This is a genomic window from Chryseobacterium sp. ZHDP1, from assembly GCF_018603435.1.
GTDB lineage: Bacteria > Bacteroidota > Bacteroidia > Flavobacteriales > Weeksellaceae > Chryseobacterium > Chryseobacterium indicum.
Window position 1 is genome coordinate 644,626 of record NZ_CP075682.1, and the last position, 17,540, is coordinate 662,165.

At 34.8% G+C, this 17,540-nt stretch carries 17 protein-coding genes; 6 read left to right on the forward strand and 11 right to left on the reverse strand.

Going from position 1 to position 17,540, the window contains the following annotated elements; all coding sequences use genetic code 11:
- Positions 1–189: 189 nt before the first annotated feature.
- The 4 genes from KKI44_RS02890 to KKI44_RS02905 all read right to left on the reverse strand — a co-directional run bounded on the left by KKI44_RS02890 (position 190) and on the right by KKI44_RS02905 (position 4,110).
- A complete protein-coding gene (locus KKI44_RS02890) occupies positions 190–1,437 on the reverse strand; it encodes a hypothetical protein (RefSeq protein ID WP_214589758.1) in 1,248 nt (415 codons plus the stop codon).
- Positions 1,438–1,548: 111 nt separating this feature from the next.
- Complete coding sequence (locus KKI44_RS02895) at positions 1,549–1,896, reverse strand: hypothetical protein (protein ID WP_214589759.1); 348 nt, start codon at positions 1,894–1,896, stop codon at positions 1,549–1,551.
- 164 nt (positions 1,897–2,060) lie between these two features.
- Positions 2,061–2,927 carry an RNA polymerase sigma factor RpoD/SigA gene (locus KKI44_RS02900; RefSeq protein ID WP_027385416.1) on the reverse strand — a complete coding sequence of 289 codons (867 nt, stop codon included), beginning with the start codon at positions 2,925–2,927 and terminating at the stop codon, positions 2,061–2,063.
- A gap of 391 nt (positions 2,928–3,318) precedes the next feature.
- Complete coding sequence (locus KKI44_RS02905; RefSeq protein WP_214589760.1) at positions 3,319–4,110, reverse strand: S1/P1 nuclease; 792 nt, start codon at positions 4,108–4,110, stop codon at positions 3,319–3,321.
- Positions 4,111–4,321: 211 nt separating this feature from the next.
- Between KKI44_RS02905 and KKI44_RS02910 the strand changes: the two genes are divergently transcribed.
- The 4 genes from KKI44_RS02910 to KKI44_RS02925 all read left to right on the forward strand — a co-directional run bounded on the left by KKI44_RS02910 (position 4,322) and on the right by KKI44_RS02925 (position 8,780).
- Positions 4,322–5,338, forward strand: coding sequence for a type VI secretion system baseplate subunit TssG (locus tag KKI44_RS02910; protein WP_250902146.1), 1,017 nt, complete (start codon positions 4,322–4,324; stop codon positions 5,336–5,338).
- Between the two features lie 56 nt (positions 5,339–5,394).
- Positions 5,395–6,309 (forward strand): TssN family type VI secretion system protein, encoded by a 915-nt coding sequence (locus tag KKI44_RS02915; RefSeq protein WP_214589761.1) that lies wholly within the window; start codon positions 5,395–5,397, stop codon positions 6,307–6,309.
- A 10-nt stretch (positions 6,310–6,319) separates the two neighbouring features.
- Positions 6,320–7,459, forward strand: a complete 1,140-nt coding sequence (locus KKI44_RS02920; RefSeq protein ID WP_214589762.1) for a hypothetical protein — start codon at positions 6,320–6,322, stop codon at positions 7,457–7,459.
- Between the two features lie 142 nt (positions 7,460–7,601).
- Complete coding sequence (locus tag KKI44_RS02925; RefSeq protein WP_214589763.1) at positions 7,602–8,780, forward strand: aminotransferase class V-fold PLP-dependent enzyme; 1,179 nt, start codon at positions 7,602–7,604, stop codon at positions 8,778–8,780.
- Positions 8,781–9,137: 357 nt separating this feature from the next.
- On the opposite strand, the gene KKI44_RS02930 is transcribed toward KKI44_RS02925, so the two are convergent.
- Positions 9,138–9,791, reverse strand: a complete 654-nt coding sequence (locus tag KKI44_RS02930; protein ID WP_214589764.1) for a metal-dependent transcriptional regulator — start codon at positions 9,789–9,791, stop codon at positions 9,138–9,140.
- A gap of 84 nt (positions 9,792–9,875) precedes the next feature.
- On the opposite strand from KKI44_RS02930, the gene KKI44_RS02935 reads away from it, so the two are divergent.
- Positions 9,876–10,907: a threonine aldolase family protein gene (locus KKI44_RS02935; protein ID WP_214589765.1), complete on the forward strand. Its 1,032-nt coding sequence runs from the start codon at positions 9,876–9,878 to the stop codon at positions 10,905–10,907.
- Between the two features lie 46 nt (positions 10,908–10,953).
- Here the strand turns inward: KKI44_RS02935 and KKI44_RS02940 are convergent, their stop codons facing one another.
- Together KKI44_RS02940 and KKI44_RS02945 are read right to left on the reverse strand one after the other, a co-directional pair.
- Positions 10,954–11,457: a hypothetical protein gene (locus tag KKI44_RS02940; RefSeq protein ID WP_214589766.1), complete on the reverse strand. Its 504-nt coding sequence runs from the start codon at positions 11,455–11,457 to the stop codon at positions 10,954–10,956.
- Positions 11,458–11,608: 151 nt separating this feature from the next.
- The gene (locus KKI44_RS02945) at positions 11,609–12,187 is read right to left on the reverse strand and encodes a YdeI/OmpD-associated family protein (RefSeq protein WP_214589767.1); all 579 of its coding nucleotides are present in this window, start codon (positions 12,185–12,187) and stop codon (positions 11,609–11,611) included.
- A 585-nt stretch (positions 12,188–12,772) separates the two neighbouring features.
- Between KKI44_RS02945 and KKI44_RS02950 the strand changes: the two genes are divergently transcribed.
- Positions 12,773–13,453: an XRE family transcriptional regulator gene (locus KKI44_RS02950; protein WP_214589768.1), complete on the forward strand. Its 681-nt coding sequence runs from the start codon at positions 12,773–12,775 to the stop codon at positions 13,451–13,453.
- Between the two features lie 315 nt (positions 13,454–13,768).
- Here KKI44_RS02950 and KKI44_RS02955 read toward each other — a convergent pair whose 3' ends face one another.
- The 4 genes from KKI44_RS02955 to KKI44_RS02970 form a co-directional block, all read right to left on the reverse strand.
- Positions 13,769–14,617, reverse strand: coding sequence for a hypothetical protein (locus tag KKI44_RS02955; RefSeq protein ID WP_214589769.1), 849 nt, complete (start codon positions 14,615–14,617; stop codon positions 13,769–13,771).
- A 67-nt stretch (positions 14,618–14,684) separates the two neighbouring features.
- Positions 14,685–15,875 (reverse strand): hypothetical protein, encoded by a 1,191-nt coding sequence (locus KKI44_RS02960; RefSeq protein WP_214589770.1) that lies wholly within the window; start codon positions 15,873–15,875, stop codon positions 14,685–14,687.
- 158 nt (positions 15,876–16,033) lie between these two features.
- Entirely contained in the window at positions 16,034–17,182 is a 1,149-nt protein-coding gene (locus KKI44_RS02965; RefSeq protein WP_214589771.1) for a hypothetical protein, read from the reverse strand.
- Between the two features lie 65 nt (positions 17,183–17,247).
- Entirely contained in the window at positions 17,248–17,532 is a 285-nt protein-coding gene (locus KKI44_RS02970; protein ID WP_250902147.1) for a helix-turn-helix domain-containing protein, read from the reverse strand.
- Between the last annotated feature and the right edge of the window lie 8 nt (positions 17,533–17,540).

A 17,540-nucleotide genomic window follows, 5' to 3' on the forward strand; every position in this document is an offset into this window, starting at 1 on the left:
ATTCTTGTTGGAAAACGCAAAGACGTAAGTTTTTTATTAATCTCAAATCTTTAAAGCGCAAGAAAATTAAAGATTTTCATAAAGATTGTTGCTGAATTTTATCGCAGATAAAATCCAAATTTTAGAATTAAAAAAGACCATCACAATGACGGTCTTTATCTGTTTTTTGAATTTCAGATTCAAATTGTACTATTCGTATTTGGAAAAATCAACCGCAAAGATGCATCGGTTCACCTGACTTCCGTTTTGTGCTCCTGCATTCGGTTCGTATTCGGTTAAACTCCACAAATAATTATATTGAGATTCATAGTAAAGAGATTCCGCTCCGTAAGGCCATCTGAAACGTACCGTATCGTCTGCACCATCCGTATAACGCGCTAATCTCGCGTTTGATCCGTAAGAATTGCTTGGAGATCCGGTACAGGAAAGCCATGTTCTGTTGCCCTTTCTGGAAACACCCTGAATTCCGTGCGCATGATTGTCTGTGAAAAGACTGTTTTTCGGAGTCACGGTTACAATTCCTGTATTCTGAAGTCTACCGTTCGTATCAACCGGAAAACCAAATACTTTTGGGACAATGGAAGCATCCGCGCTGCCTGAATAATATTGTCCTGTCCAGAACTGCGTTCCTTCATCATTTACCTGAATCGTAGAGAAAGGATTTGCGTTATTGATCTTCTGATATCCTGTCTGCGGCAATATGTACCTGTAATTGAAAGCGAACAGGTTTCCGTTAGAATCTTTACCACATTTATCATTGGTTGTGTCGCCTGTACTTACTTCAATAATTTTATTCAGATCGAAAACACGGACGCCTAAATTTGTACTGCTGAGATAAATTTTACCTTTAAAATAGGCAATTCCGCCTGCATGAACATTCAGCGGAGCATAAGAACCATACTGCGAATAGCCTGTTGTACCTGCCGGAATATCGGGCTGAACCAAAAGAATATGACGGTAAGTAAGATATGTACTGGAACTCGGACTGATGTCAATCAGGGTAATTCGGGAACCTTTAAATTCTGCTTCATCTTTCGCATACCAACTCACCAAAAGATAACGGACCCCATCTTTGGTAAATCCTGAAATTCCCTGCGGTCTCCAAAGAGAAGTTGTTTCATCATCGGTGTTCCATCGGATTCCTCTCACTCTGTTTTCTTCAGGAATATTGAATCCGTAGACTTCGGTATAAGCATTTCCGCCGATTGCCTGACGGTTTTTATCAATCTGTGAAGGATTTAAAAAGCTAAAACCGGAATTGATGTATGTGCTTGTATCGGTGTAAGCATTTACGCTTACGTCTGCGGCAGCTTTGCCGAGATCGGCTTTTGAAGATAAATTTTCTTCTTTTAAAGTGGAAGCGATTTCATTATCTGTACATCCTATGCTCGTTATGGTAAGCAAAAGCATCCATCCGAAAAGTTTTCTTTGAATCATGATTAATTTAATTTGTTTGGGATTTTAAATTGCATGCGAAACTATCGGATTCTTTTTCTAATTGGATTTCAAGCGGATTAATTATGTATTAAATTTATGTTTTATGAGTGGTCAATTATCATGCATATTTTGACCTTTAATATATTTTTCTAAATCAAAATCTTTTTTTTTGAGGTTAAGATTTACTTTAATGCTTCTATTAGAATTCCTTATTTCTAGTCTTTCTTTTACTTTTTGTTTTGCATAGTAAGAATATTTATAGAAAACCTCTGGAAAATCCTCATAACTTTTAGTAAGCTGAATGATGGGTTTATTGATTGTCAGAATGAAAATTTCGTCATCCAGAAAAACAATATCTGCTTTTCTGTAGCTTATTTTTGCACCTAATTTTGAATAGCCTTCTATCTCGGCTTCCACATTTCGAACTAAAGTATAATTCTCTGTCTCTGATGAAATCATAAAACCGTTTCTGTTTATTTTTATTTAAGAAGTAAACGAATATATTCCCGAAAATAAAAATCAGGATAATTCCTCCGATAAAAAGTTGTGATTCATTCATTTCAGCAAAAATAAAAAAGCGGAACCTGAAAATCAAGCTCCGCGTAATATTGTTTCGTTAAAAATTACTTCCCTAAATAAGATTTTAAGATCTTACTTCTGGTGTTGTGCTTCAATCTCTTGATCGCTTTTTCTTTGATCTGACGAACTCTCTCTCTTGTAAGGTCGAAAGTTTCCCCGATTTCTTCTAAAGTCATCGGATGTTTTCCGTTCAGTCCGAAGTATAATCTTACCAAATCAGCCTCTCTCGGAGTTAAAGTATTCAATGCTCTTTCGATCTCGATTTGCAGAGATTCAAGCATTAAGTCTTTATCCGGACTTGGAGATTCTCCTGAACGCAATACGTCATAGAGATTAGAATCTTCACCTTCTACTAAAGGAGCATCCATCGACAGGTGTCTTCCGGAGTTTTTCATCGATTCTTTGATATCTTCCTCGCTCATGTCAAGAACTTCCGCCAATTCTTCCGGAGAAGGTGGTCTTTCGTTTTCCTGCTCAAGGTGAGCGTAAGCTTTGTTGATTTTATTGATGGAACCGATCTTATTTAACGGCAATCTTACAATTCTCGACTGTTCTGCCAAAGCCTGTAAGATCGACTGACGAATCCACCAAACCGCGTAAGAGATGAATTTGAAACCTCTAGTTTCATCATACCTTTTTGCCGCCTTCATGAGTCCTAAGTTACCTTCATTAATCAAATCGGGTAAAGAAAGACCTTGATTTTGGTACTGTTTAGAAACGGATACCACGAAACGAAGGTTGGCTTTAATTAATTTTTCCAGTGCTGCTCTGTCGCCCGCACGGATTCTCTGTGCCAAATCTACCTCTTCGTCCGCAGTAATTAGTTCTACTTTACCAATTTCCTGCAAATACTTGTCTAATGAAGCAGTTTCCCTGTTGGTTACCTGCTTAGTGATTTTTAATTGTCTCATCTATTTTATCCTCAAAAAAGAGTTTCTACTATAATATACGTATGAAGGAACAAAAAGGTTACACGGGTTACAAAATATTTTCATTTAATTAAACTTCATTTGAAAAAATAGTTGTAAATTATAGCTCTCACTTCACAGAACAGCGATTTTAGGGCTTTTTAGATGTTCAATAAATTTTTAAAACTTTTTACATAAAGGCTTTTCGCGTTCGAAATATATGCTCAAGTCTTACCTGAAAACAAATCTTTCATTAAACTTTTTTAGATGGTTTCAGCATGACAAATATTGTGAATATTGTTATTTAAAATAAAAAAAGCGAAACCGAAGTTCCGCTCTATTATTTAAAGGTGAAAAAAATTGACTTTTAAAATTCACCATTGACAATTTCACTTTAAAAAAGGTCATTCAGCAGTTTCGCCAGTCTCAATCCTCCGTATAAAAGCTGTCTTTCCATTGTATCATTAAATTTGTACTGATAATCGTAAGACAGTTTAGAATCGTTTGGGGTCTGTGCATAGATTCTGTTGGCTATTTTGTGGGAATCGTACAGCCAGTCTTCTAAAGTTCCGGTCTGGATCTGCTTTACTTCATCATCAGATTTGATGTCTAATAATTTTGCATATTCTGTGTAGCTGTATTTCTGAGAATCTACCAGTTTTCCGTCCCAGACAGAGTGCAAATTGGATTTATCTCCGAAATATGTCACATTAATTTTGTTTCCTCCCAAATCTTCCGCTCTTCCTACGTGTAAAGGCTGCGAAAGATCTCCCATCATATGGATCAGGAAAATTAAAGCGATTTTTCTGTCTTTTTCAGACGTTTTTTCGTCTTTGATCTGGCTGGATAATGTTTTGATCTGTGTGTATAAACTTGATCCCGCCTGCGCTTTCAGTTTTTCTTCAAATACTTTAAAATCCGTCTGCGGATCGATGTTTACATAATGCCATGCTGAAGTTTCTTTCCAGACTCCTGTAGTATCAGACTTAATGAAATCCGGCCAGTTTGCCCAGTACGCAAGACGTTCTCTCCCCATCATTTTTCTGATCTCTCTTTTTGCCTTTCCGGAAAGGTGATTTTCTGCGATCTCTGCAATAATTCTGTGTCCCGTTAATCCCCACGCATAAGAATAAAGCGAAGATGCGATGAATGCTAAAACCAGCATTTTAGAATAAATACTTTTCATTGTAAAATAACATTTTCAGGGAGCAAAGATACGGTTAATTTAAGGTTCAGGTTAAGCTTGAGGATAAGGATTTTAAAAATTAACGTAATCTTAAACACAACCCAATATTATTTCGGATTTTTAAAGTGAATTTTTTGTTGCAATTTTTCATAAATTTTACATTTCAGGTTTATATTATTCTTTTAAATGCTAATAATTTAGTATTTTTAATATGAATTTATTGAAAGAATATTTTTTCAATAATTCGAGATATACTATTTTTACAAGCCAAATCACAGGAAAAACCATGTATGAGAATAATATTGTAGATATGCAATACAATAAGCTGCAGACCGACTTCAAAGCGGAAGCTGTAGCCGTTAATCTTTTAAAATACCACAGAGCGGTAAGCAATATTTTTATCGACAGGATCGGGATTAATGACCGTGCTTATTTAAAGGATATTAAAAGTATTTCGAGCGATTATCTGGGTTTTGACGAAGAAGTTTTTACCATAGAAACGTATAGAGAAGGAATTTACGATTATCTTCCCGAAGGACTTTTCCATCCGCCTTCTTTGGGAGCTTCCCGAAAAAATGTAGACACCGTTGTCCGCGAAATCCGCAAACAGAAAAAAGTGGAAGAGGATGCCCGAAAATTTTTCAAGCCTTTTGAGCTGGAAATATTTTTTACCGAGATCAGTGCTTTACTCAAAGAGTTTGATTTTGAAATATCAAGTGATACAGATTCTTTACTGGAAACTGTAAGTGAACTCTGGCCTCTGATTAATAAATTAGATAAAAAAAACGCCTGTATTTTTATTTATATTCTTCCGTTTTTTCATCAGATCAGAGGAAATAAATCATGGTTTGAGCGATGTATGACCGCATTTTTACAAATTCCTGTAAAAGTAACTTTTGCCCCGAATGTTATTGACGGAGTGGAAGAGGAGGACGATTCTATGCTGCTTGGAAATTCCAGATTGGGAGTTACCTATATTCCGAGCGGAAAACATATGGACGGACAAAGAAACTGGGTAATAAACATCGGACCGATTCCTTACAACGAAATGAAAAAATATATAGACGGAAGTCCGTTCCGGAAAGTTTTGCAGGCGATGTACGATTATTTTCTGCCTGTAAGTGTGGATGTGGAAGAAAATTTCATCACAGAAAAACAGGATTATTCTTTTGCACTGGAAGATGATGATAGAAATGCAAACCGGCTCGGTTACTCTACCTTTCTGTGAATTTTTTTAACTATATTTACAATCACCAAGAAAAATATTAATTCGAAAAAAGACAAATGGAAATTTCTTCAGTAAAAGGAATCTTTTTAAGGTATATTCTTATGCCTTTATTTGCGGTTATCATGATGGTCATTTTAGGAATCATCAGAAAAGACAAACCCGCAATTAAGATCAAAACCATTATCATCTATGTTCTGCTGTGCAGTTTATGCCTTGCGATTCCGGGAATTTTCGGGTTTGCAGGAAATTTATTCAATCCTTACTGGTATTTAATTGCCCAGATCATTTACCTTATTTTAGGAATTATTCATGTTAATTTATCAGATCGGTATTTCAAAAAACATTTCAGTTCTACCACAAAAAGTATTTTGTTTGAATCGATTCTTTCTTTAACGTGCATCGGATTCGGAGGGTATCTTTTTTACCTGATTTTCGGCTGGATGAGTCGTGGAACCGGTTATCCGATTATGGCAGCAACGAGTATTTTCATATTTATTGTTCCTCTCGTTTTTCATTACTGTTATGTCCTGTTAATCAGCATTCCGGTGGATATTTATAAAACCTGGAGGTATTCTCCGGAACAGAAACTTCCGGATTTTGAAGGAGCGGATTTCGACAGATTAATGGTTTTGAATGTAGAATTAAGCAAAAACCTTGAGGATTCCAACAGATTCAGAATCAAAGCTAAGACTTTACCTACGGGAATTACTTTCGGAGACTGGTTTTACAGAGTTGTGGACGATTATAACCACAAAAACCCCAATTCTGTTATTCATCTTACGGATGAAACCCGAGAATCGTATTACTGGATCTTTTATACCAAAAAATCGTTCTTCAGCTTCAGAAAATACATCGATTTTGATCAGGACATTTCAGAAAACAAAATTTCTGAAAACGACGTCGTGATCTGCAAAAGAGTGATCCAGCATGAAGAGGAAGGCGTAAGAAAACCACAGCAAAACACCATCTAAAATATTGAATATGATACAGCCTATAAAGCATTTTGCCATTAATTGGGTTGACGGGATGAAAGTTTCCCAGAGACATCTTAATGATCAGGATAATTTTTTAATCGATACCATTCGAGATTCCAATTCTTTGGGAATAACGACCTATAATTACGGACTTTTACCGATCTCAAATAATTTTACCGACCGAACTATTTTTGATGTTCATAATACGGCTACCAATGATGTTCAGCTCGTTATCAAACATTGCAGCGCGGTTACGATGGCGGGTTACAGAATTGAACTGAACGACAGGAGAGTAAGCGTGAAATCTCTGGCAAAATCCATGCATGAGGAACAGGCAGACGGAGAATATTATATCCTGATTTCGGTAAATCCTTTTGATAAAGTTCCTTTCGGAGATATCGATCCGGAGGAAATTCCGCCCCGTCATCCGAATACACAATCGAATCACCATATCGAATTGCTTCCCGTAACATCTCTGAACAGCAGTTATTCGGGAGGAAATTATCTGATCATCGGAAAAGTAGATTTAAAAGGAAATATTGCGCAGGTAGATTCCAATTTTATTCCGCCATGCACATCGATTCAGAGTCATCCTGCGTTGCTTGGCTATTACAACAATTTTGCAAAATCCATTGGGAATTTACAGCAGTATGCTTTTAAAATTATTCAGAAAGCTTCTCATAAAAACCAGAATACGGCATTGGCACAAAATGTAAAATTCCTGTGCAATACCATGATCGATACTTTCGGAGATATGTATTTTCAGTTCAGAAATATTACGCCTTATCAGCCGCCTGTATTTTTAATTGAATCTTTTGCAAAACTTGCACTCCGACTGTATAATGCGACTCAGGTTCTGGTTCCTGCAGAATTGGAAGAAATGCTGAATTACAGTCTGGAATGGAGTGAAATTGCTCCTCATATCTTGCTTAATCAGCTATCAATAGTTGCCGAAACCAATTACGATCATCATAATTGCGGAGAACCGTTCCTTTATATTCAGCAGATGCTGCGAAGTCTTGAAACGATCTTTGCCAAACTGAGTGAACTGGATTATATTGGTCAGAGAAAAGAAAATATTATTGTTAACGAGCAGGAAGTGTCCAATAATAATAACCCGAAAAGAGGATGGAGCGTTTTGGATTAGTGCCAAAACATATTTAAAAAATACAAATCCCGACACGATAAATTCGGGATTTTTTGTGTAAAATTGTTAGACGTTAAATTTCTTTGGAAATCAGATTATTGAAAATGATTATTCTTTCGTCAGAATTAAAAAGTAATAAAAAATGAATGCAGCTAAAATAAGAGAAGATATAAGAGGTCTTTCGGACGGAAAAATTTTCATGAATAACGCAGGATCTTCATTAATGCCTTCAATCGTAGTGGATTCAATGATTGATTATTTAAAGCAGGAAGAACAATTCGGAGGATATGAGGTTGCGAACAGAAATGCTGAATTATTAGAAGGATTTTATGAGGAGACTGCAAAACTGATTAACTGTAAACCTTCCAATATTGCGTTTGCAACGAGCGCAACAGAAGCATTTGCAAAGGCATTATCAAGCATTGTTTTTAAAGAAAATGATATCATTATCACAACGGTTGATGATTATATTTCCAATCAGATCACCTTTATTTCGCTTCAGAAAAAATTAAATATCAAAATCATCAGAACAAGAAATCTTTCCGACAATGAGATTGATCTTGAAGATCTTGAAAATCTGATCAGAAAATACAGCCCGAAATTAGTTGCCGTTACGCATATTCCCACCAATTCGGGACTGATTCAGAATGTTGAAGGAGTCGGCAAAATCTGTAAAAGATATAATATTTTGTATTTGGTTGATGCATGTCAATCAGTTGGTCAAATGATTGTTGATGTAAACAAAATAGGTTGCGATTTTCTGACGGCGACAGGAAGGAAATTTTTGCGCGGACCGAGAGGAACCGGGTTTTTATATGTTTCGGATAAAATTCTGGAACAGGATTATGCACCTTTGCTATTGGATATGAGAGGAGCGAACTGGACGGAATATAATGATTATGAATTGTTTAAAACAGCCAAAAGATTTGAACACTGGGAAATTTCCTATGCTTCCTTATTAGGAGTTAAACACGCCATACAATATGCCAACAATATCGGATTGGATAACATTGAGCAATACAATAAGATTTTATCTGAAAAATTACGGAACAGACTCAAAGACATCGGTTTTAAAGTTTGGGATTGGGGAAATCATCTGAGCAGCATTGTTACATTTTCCGGTCCGGATGGCGATCTGGAAAATATTCAGAAGGTTTTGAAAGAAAATAATGTCTTCTTTTCTGTAACATATAAGAATTCAGCGTTAATTGATTTTACAAATAAAAAAATCAACGGAATTGTGAGATTATCGCCTCATTATTTCAATACTTTGGAAGAGATTGAAGAGGTTTCTGAAATTCTGAAGAATAGTTTAAAATAATAACCTCAGTTCGGAATAAGAAAATAAATTTAAATAATTGATTTATAATATTATATTAATTTATCGCAAAGGAAAACAAAAGATTTTTTTACTTATTGAAAGTTTGTAAGGTAAACAAAGGCACTTCGTTTATTTAAAAAAAACAAAAATGAAATGGTATTACTTTGATAAGTTTTACGCCTTTGTATATCTTAAAAGCTGAATTCCTGATAATTGAATCTCTTTGTTTAACCTTGCGTTTAAGAAGACTTATCCTGAACTCAGGTAAAATAATATTTATCTTTTTCGACAAGCTTAGAGAAACACTTAAAATCATCAAAATGAACTTTTCAAAGCATTTATTTATTGGTGAAAAAATTACTTCTTCACCAATATTTTTTCAGTTGCTTTTTTGCTTAAAACTTCCTGTTTTCCTTCGATTTCGATGGTTACGGATCTATCAAAACTTTCAATTTTAATAATTTTGATTTTTTTATTCAGGAGTAAATTTCTTTCCGTGAGATAATTTAAAAAAGCATCATCCGAAAGTGTAACCGAAGCAAAAATGACTGTCTCACCAACTTCGCAGTTGCTTAGCTTTTGCAAATCCTGCGCAATAATATTTCCGTCTTTATCGGGAATGGGTTCTCCGTGAGGATCGAATTTCGGGTAATCCAGAATTTCATCCATTTTGTCAAAGAAAACAGCAGAGTGGACGTGTTCGAGCTGTTCCGCGATCTCATGAACATTTTCCCAGCCAAAATTCATCTTTTTCACCAGAAACATTTCTGTAAGACGGTGTTTTCTTACAACCAGAGAAGCTTCCCGACGGCCTTTATCTGTAACAATCAGCGGTTTGTAGGTTTCGTAAATTACCCAGCTTTTGTCTGCAAATTTCTTCATCATATTGTTAACGCTTGGCATTTTTACGTTTAAAAATTTGCTCAGTTCGTTAATCGTTACTTTTCCTTCATGGTCGACCAAATGAAACAACGCTTTGAGATAATTCTCTTCTGTTAATGTATTTTTCAAAATGTTAGATGATATTCTGCACAAATCTAACAAAATAATATGAATAAATTAGGCACTTTCAGCGAACTTTTTTAATTTTACTCTATGAAATTTTCATTCAAAAACGACTATTCGGAAGGTTGTCATCCCAATATTTTAAAAGCTCTTGCAGAGCATAATCTCGATCAGCAAGCCGGATACGGAGAAGACCGGTATTCTTTAGAAGCCAAAGCACTGATAAAAGAAAAAATGAACAGTTCAGATTCTGATGTTTATTTTGTTTCGGGCGGAACGCAGGCAAATCTTATCGTTATTTCCTCGGTTTTAAGACCTTATCAATGTGCTGTTTCTGCATCTACAGGACATATTCTCAACAATGAAACCGGAGCGATTGAAGCAACAGGACATAAAATTCTGAGCATTGAAAAAGCAGACGGAAAATTAACTCCTGATGACATTATTCCGGTTCTGGAAAATCATAAAAATGTTCCGCATCAGGTAATGCCGAAGCTGGTATATATATCGAATTCTACGGAATTGGGAACGATTTATACCCTAAAAGAATTGCAAGAACTTTCTACATTCTGTAAAGAAAAAGGTCTTTATCTGTTCATGGACGGTGCGAGAATGGGACATGGTTTAACCTCCGAAATCAGTAATCTTACGCTGGAAAAAGTGGCAGAACTGACTGATATTTTTTATCTGGGAGGAACCAAAAACGGAGCTTTAATCGGAGAAGCAATTGTCATCAACAATAAAGATTTACAGCAGGATTTTGCATTCAATATCAAACAGAAAGGAGCGTTGCTTGCCAAAGGAAGACTTCTGGGAATTCAGTTTTTGGAACTGATGAAAAATGATCTGTACTTTGATCTGGCAAAACACGCCAATTCGCAGGCGATGAAGATGAAAAATGCTATGAAAGAAAGGGGAGTACAGTTTTTATCTGATACATACACCAATCAGATTTTCCCGATTCTGAGTCATGATTTAATTGAAAAACTATCTGAAAAGTTTGAATTTTATGTCTGGAAGAAAATCGAGGAGCATTTTTCTGCTGTCCGACTCATCACTTCCTGGAATACAGATGATGAAGCCGTAAACAGATTTATTGCAATTATTAATAAAGAATTATAAAAAAAATGCGACCGATTTTGGTTGCATTTATATTATTGCAGACTTCTTATTCTAAAGCCTTTGTAACCGTATTGCAATCAGCGGTTTTAAGGTTTCTGCCACCTTCATATTTTATCTTTTTTTCACTGGCGTATTTTGTTCCGGTTTCAGCATCCCGTCCGCCGATTCCTTCCATTAAGCCGTCTTTGGTCTGTATAAAATAGATGTCGTTTTTATTTCCTGAAACCCCTTCAGAAGCAAATTCATACGTCAGTTTAAGCGTATCTCCAGATTTAATTCCGCTTAAAGTACCTTTATTGCTGTCTTTTTCGCTGTTTTTGGTCGCCATTTTTCCGGTGATGGTTCCAAGATTATCGTCAATGCTTACAAATATAGTATCTTTTCCGGTAACTCCCATGTAACAGAATGATTTCGCACCTAGTGTATCGATCACTTTTTCTGTTGTCGCAGCAGTATCCGCAGAAACTTTATCAGCAGCAGGAGCTTCCGGCTTTTTGTTGCAGTTAAACAATACAATGGATAATGAACTTAATAAAAGTAATTTTTTCATAACCTTATTATTTATAGTCAAATTTTTTCGATCTTACTAAAATACTAATTTCCGAGCTACTTTAATTTTAAATTTTATTGAAATAATGATTTATTGTTAATTTCTAAACAATAAAATTTTATCCTAAAAGCCTTAAGCCTTATTTAAAAAATTAATCATTTAAACCTTTTCCGTTAAGAATTTCCGGAATGTATTTTTCAATTCTGGATATTCTGGTTTTTGGTTGTTTAGCTGAGGAAAAATAGAGTAGATATGCCCGTTGTCTTCCCTGAGTTAATGTTTCAAAAGCTTTCTGAAGTTCAGGATTCTCATTTAGTTTTTGAGCAAATTCTTCAGGTATGTTGAATTCATTCGTTTTTTTCATTTCAACCTTCACTCCGGATTCTTCAATTTCCACCGCTTCGAATATATAATCGTTTAAAACATGCTCTAAATCAATGATCTGTTGCAGGTTTGTAAAGCGAATCTGTCTTGCAGCCTGTACATTTTCAGTCTGTTGAATCAAAATATTTTCAGCATCCTTCATCAAAGCACCTTTGAAAAAGAGGAGTGCACAATATTCTTTAAAACCATGAATTAAGAAAATATTTTTTCCTTCGTATGTATAGCACGGGCATCCCCATTTTAAATCTTCTGTAAGCTCAGTCTTCAAGGCAATTGTCCTTAATTTTTCAAATTCTGCTTGCCATTGTCCGGTTTTATTAAAAAAGAAATCAACTTTTGGATTCATATTATGATTGGTAGTTATACAAATTTATACAAAATCAAATTTATTCATTTTTTAGATTTCGATAATAAAAGATGTTTATGTTTATAAGATTATTTAGATCCTCAAAATCAGATAAAATGTAAAATATGCGCGAGACAGAAGCATACCTTTTTAATGCGCATAATTGCCATTGTAAATTATCTAAATAGCATAGGTAGAGCTTTGCTTCATAATGCTTTAAAACGCCTGAATATCGATGAATAAAGAATTTATCAATAGAAAATAATTTCAGAATACTCTATTTGATGAATAAATAAAAATCCTATAATTTATATTATGTTAAATTGAAGGTATTTAGGAATTTATTGAAATGATAAATCCGCTATATTTTTTTCATGATCCGATTTTTTAAAATTAGAACTTACTATAATGCTTAATCCAAAATCAGCGCTTATTATTTGTATCCAAAACTTTCTTTAAAAGTTTTAATCTCACGTTTGACAGCCGACTCTAGCAAAATATTTTTTCAAAAGAACTTATCCACAACTGCCCTAAAACTTAGGATTCTCGGACAAACTTGTGTATTTTTACGCTTTAATTTTTTATATGTCGATTTTTTCAGAAAATATCAGACTTTTACGCGCCAAATTAGGAAAAACCCAGCGCGAATTGTCTCAAAAAATACAGATCACAGCTTCCAGATACAGTTCTTATGAAAACGGAAAATCTAAACCTCCGGTTGATGTTTTAATAAAAATTTCGAGAATTTTTAACGTTAGTATTGATCTGCTGCTGTCTGTAGATTTAACAAAACATGCGCTTGAAGATATGCTGAAACTTCCTGATAACCGCATTGTTCTGCCTGTAATGGTAGATCAGAACGGCGATGAAAGCATTGAAATTGTTTCACAGAAGGCTTCTATGGGTTATTTAACGGGTTACAGCGACCCAGATTATATTGAAAGTTTACAGAGAATTTCTCTGCCGTTTCTTAAAAACGGAAAATTTCGGGCATTTCCTGCGAATGGAGATTCTATGCCTCCCTTTAAGAACGGTTCATACATCATCGGAAAATATGTGGAAGGTCTTAATGATCTGAAATCCGGTAACACTTACGTTTTCATTACTTTAAACGACGGTATTACTTACAAACGTCTGAAATCTATAAATGAAAATTCTTTAACAGTTGCTGCAGATAATACATTTTACAAACCTTACGAAATTCCTCTAAATGAAATTGTTGAAGTATGGCAATACGCAACTGGAATTTTTCCGGAAGATTTTTAATAGGGAAATTATCAATGTACTACTCTATCAGAATTTAAATGATTATCATATTACTTAATATTATGTTAAATTCCAATTCATGCTGTTTCTCCAAAAATCCGTTGAAACTTTAATTGTCATATTATCAAATTCTATTAATAAATAAAGGCAGGAAAATTCTCCTGCCCTCTTTTAATTTGTTGAAAAACAAATCGGTACAGTCTTCAGATTAATGAATAATATTTGCCTAATTTTACTTGCATGAAAAAGAAAAGCTGTTATAAACTTAATAATTAATGATTATTATATCTCTGTATAAGCTATTAATATCAATAATTATATTTTCCACCATGTGAAAGATGTTTTATTGGCAAAATTCCCTGGGTTGCCCTTTAAAGTCCATGTCGGAGATGTTGCACCACCTCCATTATATCTACCTATGTAAATCTTAAAGGTATCTCCCTGTACTACTCCGCCACCCGAAAGTGTTACTGAATAGGTTGTAGCATCAGAACCAAAGCAATAGGGATTAAGTTCTGCAAGATCCAGTAATGTTTCTGATCCAGAACGTACTCTTACCAAATATATGTAAAAAATACCTCTCCCTGTACCGGATGTAGTACCATATAATCTAAAAGAAAAAGCATATGATCCGTCTGAAGGAGCCGTTATTGTACCAAAATTAAGTACTGTAGCTCCAGAGGTAGATCCGGAAAGAGAATTCCCTGTTGTTGCATCTGAAAGCAAGTCTACTACCGCTGAACTATTAGCTGAAGAAGCAGGAACAAGCTGTTTCCAGGATGTACCATCATAGTATGTAACCCCTTTATTAAGGGTAGCACTAGTAGTTGTATTATAAACTATCATACCAATAGAAGGAGAAGATATGGTTGTAATATCGTTACTTCCTGTCAAAGCTAATCTTGGAGGAAGAAATCCCTTATTCGTAGCGTTTATCTCTAAGGCAGCATCACTATTTGGATTTGTCGTGCCAATTCCGACGTTGCCTGCTGAAGTAACTACGAAATCATTTTTCTGTTGTGTCGCAGAAGGTATTTCTGCTATTGGATTATCTTTTCCTCCGTCTATATGAAATACTCCTTGAGGATTTGCAGTATGAATACCCGTTTGAGAGTATATTGCTGTTGAGAGAGCAATAGCGATTGTTAAAATTATTTTTTTCATTGAATTAATTATCCAGTATATAAATGCCTTTTCATTATGTTTGTTTTTTTTTTATAGAATGTTAAGACTAATTTTTTGTAAGTCTTAGAAACAACTTATCCTTACCTCCAGAAATCCCAATTTCTGAGTTTACAACAATATCAGCTTCAGTAGTAAAAGATTTCAGTTTTCCTGTTGTTTTATCTACAAGAACAGTAGTAATTACCGTTCCTTCCGTATTATTAATTGCACCAAAATCATACATTTGGGTCCATGTATTTTGCAGTAAAGCTGTGTTTTTTATAGCAGATGTACCACTGTTAAATTGTCCGCCATCACCTACTCCCCAATACGAATAAGATAACATTACCTGGGTAGCTCCATAGGTCTGTTTAACCTCAAGCTTTTGGTTTGCTGTGGTTCCATTATATCTTACACAGAAATTTCCGCCGTCAAAACAGGTAACAGACGCTGTAGGAGTTGTTGTATCAATATCATACCCTGCAGAAGTTGTACTTCCCGCTATCGTAACTACTCCGCCTCCTACATTGGCAGTTGTACAAGAAACACCTGAAAAAAAAGGTATTAAGGTGGAATTTATATTAATATTGCTTTCAGTAGGTGAACTTACGGTCGGGGTTCCGGTTACGGAAAAATAAAGATATCCATTGCCGATAGCTAAGGTTCCGGGATTTAATTTAAAAGTAAGTCCATTCACTGTTGTGGTGGTTCCTCCTGTATAGTTTCCACCATTTCCATCAGAATAAGGAACAGCAAGAGTACCTGCGTAAGACACACCTGAAGTATAGGTAGAAGGAGTAAGAAAAGCAGATCCGCAGTTAATTTGTGATAATGATGGAGCTATAAGAGTAGAACTTGGAATACTTCTCCATTCTGAGCCGTTCCAAAATACATATCCAATGTAAGAAAGCCCTGCCGTTCCTGTATTGTATACTATAAGTCCATTAGCCGGAGCTGCAATCGTAACCACATCTGTGGAACTTGTCAATGCGACTCTGGGTAATAAGACGCCTTTATCTGTTGCAGTAATATCCAAAACAGATGAAGCTGCTGGCTGAACAGTTCCTATCCCAACTTTTCCGGAAGAAGTTACTATAAAATCATTTTTTTGCTGTGTAACAGAAGGTATTCCAATATTAGAATTATCCTTAGCTCCGTCTACATGAAACGCTCCCTGAGGGTTTGCAGTATTTACTCCAACTTGAGTAAATGCTTTTAAAAAGGCAAATAAGCCAATTATAATTGAAATTTTTTTCATTTGATTAATAAAATTATATGTATATTTTTTATTTTACATTATTGCCATACTACTATGAATGATTATAATAATTGTTTAAGTGATGGAAACATTAATGTCATTTATCAGATTTACCGTTCAAACTAATCTATAAACCATATTTGACAGCTATTTAATTTTTATTGTGGACTTAGTAATTCGACGAAAATGGTAATGGATGATGTTAAGAATGGGAATACACCGCTTGCTGCCATGTCTGCATTTCCTACAACAGTAATTCTATATACCTGCTTACTTTCAAATAAACTTATCGTTGTTTGTGCAGAATCTCTATTAAAAACATTAAAATTAGCAGGGAAATTAGTCCAAGAATTTGCAGTGATATCATTTTGGGCGTAATAAGAAAAAAATGCTCCTCCGGTTCCGCCTTTCCAATACCAGATCGATGTTCTCTGGTTCATCGCATTCACTCTGTATTGTAAATTACCATTTGGCGAATCATATCTCACAGATAAATTTCCTATGGTTGTAATAGAATTGGTAGGTGTATTTGAATCAATTGGGGTTGTAACATTTCTTACATATTGAAGGTTTGAGACAGAAGAATTCTGCCCAATTGTAGCATTACATGACTGCCCTAGAAAAGTTAAGGGAATACTTACTGTATTAGGAGAACTAAAGTTAGGTGTACCACTTACTGAGTAAGTAATACTGCCGTTTCCATTGTTTAAATTTCCTGGGTTTAAAGTAAAAGTTAATCCGTTTTGAGTATATGGAACTGTAGAATTATATCTGCCTCCGTTTCCTCCTGTATACGGAACAGTTAACGTTCCGCTGTACGCCGTTCCGGAAATAAATACGGAGGGAAAAACACTTGCTCCTGAGCAAGTTAAAGAAGTAATTGTAGGATTTACAACAGATTTATCATCAAAAGATTTCCATTCGGAACCATTCCAATATACATATCCTGCATAGGAAAGTCCTGCAGTTCCGGTATTGTACACCATGAGTCCATTAGCAGGAGATGTTATTGTTGTTATATCTGTAGAACTTGTTAGAGCAATTCTCGGCATCAGTACACCTTTATCCACAGAGTTAATATCTAAAACAGAAGATGTTGAAGGTTGGGTTATTCCTATCCCTACTCTTCCGGTTGAAGTTACAACAAAATCATTTCTTTGTTGTATTGCAGAAGGTGTACCTGTATTAGGGTTATCTTTCCCCCCATCAACATGAAATATCGCCTGCGGATTCGTATTGTTGATACCTATTTGAGAATATGTCAGAGCTGATATACTTAAGGTAATTGGTAAAATTATTTTTTTCATTACAAATTTTTTAATATTTATGTTTTTAGAATCTTTAGTATTAATGAGATTATCATTTTTACAAATTATATCTGAAACTTTTTTTTCCATTTTGCAATCGTATTTCTGCTCATTTTAAAATGATTCGCAAGTTGAGTATTGTTCATTTTATTTTTTTTTTGATAGTCAAGTATTTTGAGGATATCAGATTTATCATAGAATTTGTGTTTTTGATTTGTTTGATAATAATCCTCAGTCCCAAATATTCTTTTATTAATTTCTATAATATCCATAGAGGTAAGAGGCTCTTTCAATAGTATTTTTTCACAGCTATGCATTTTTTCCGGATATCTTAGAGTCAGAATATCCATATAAATAC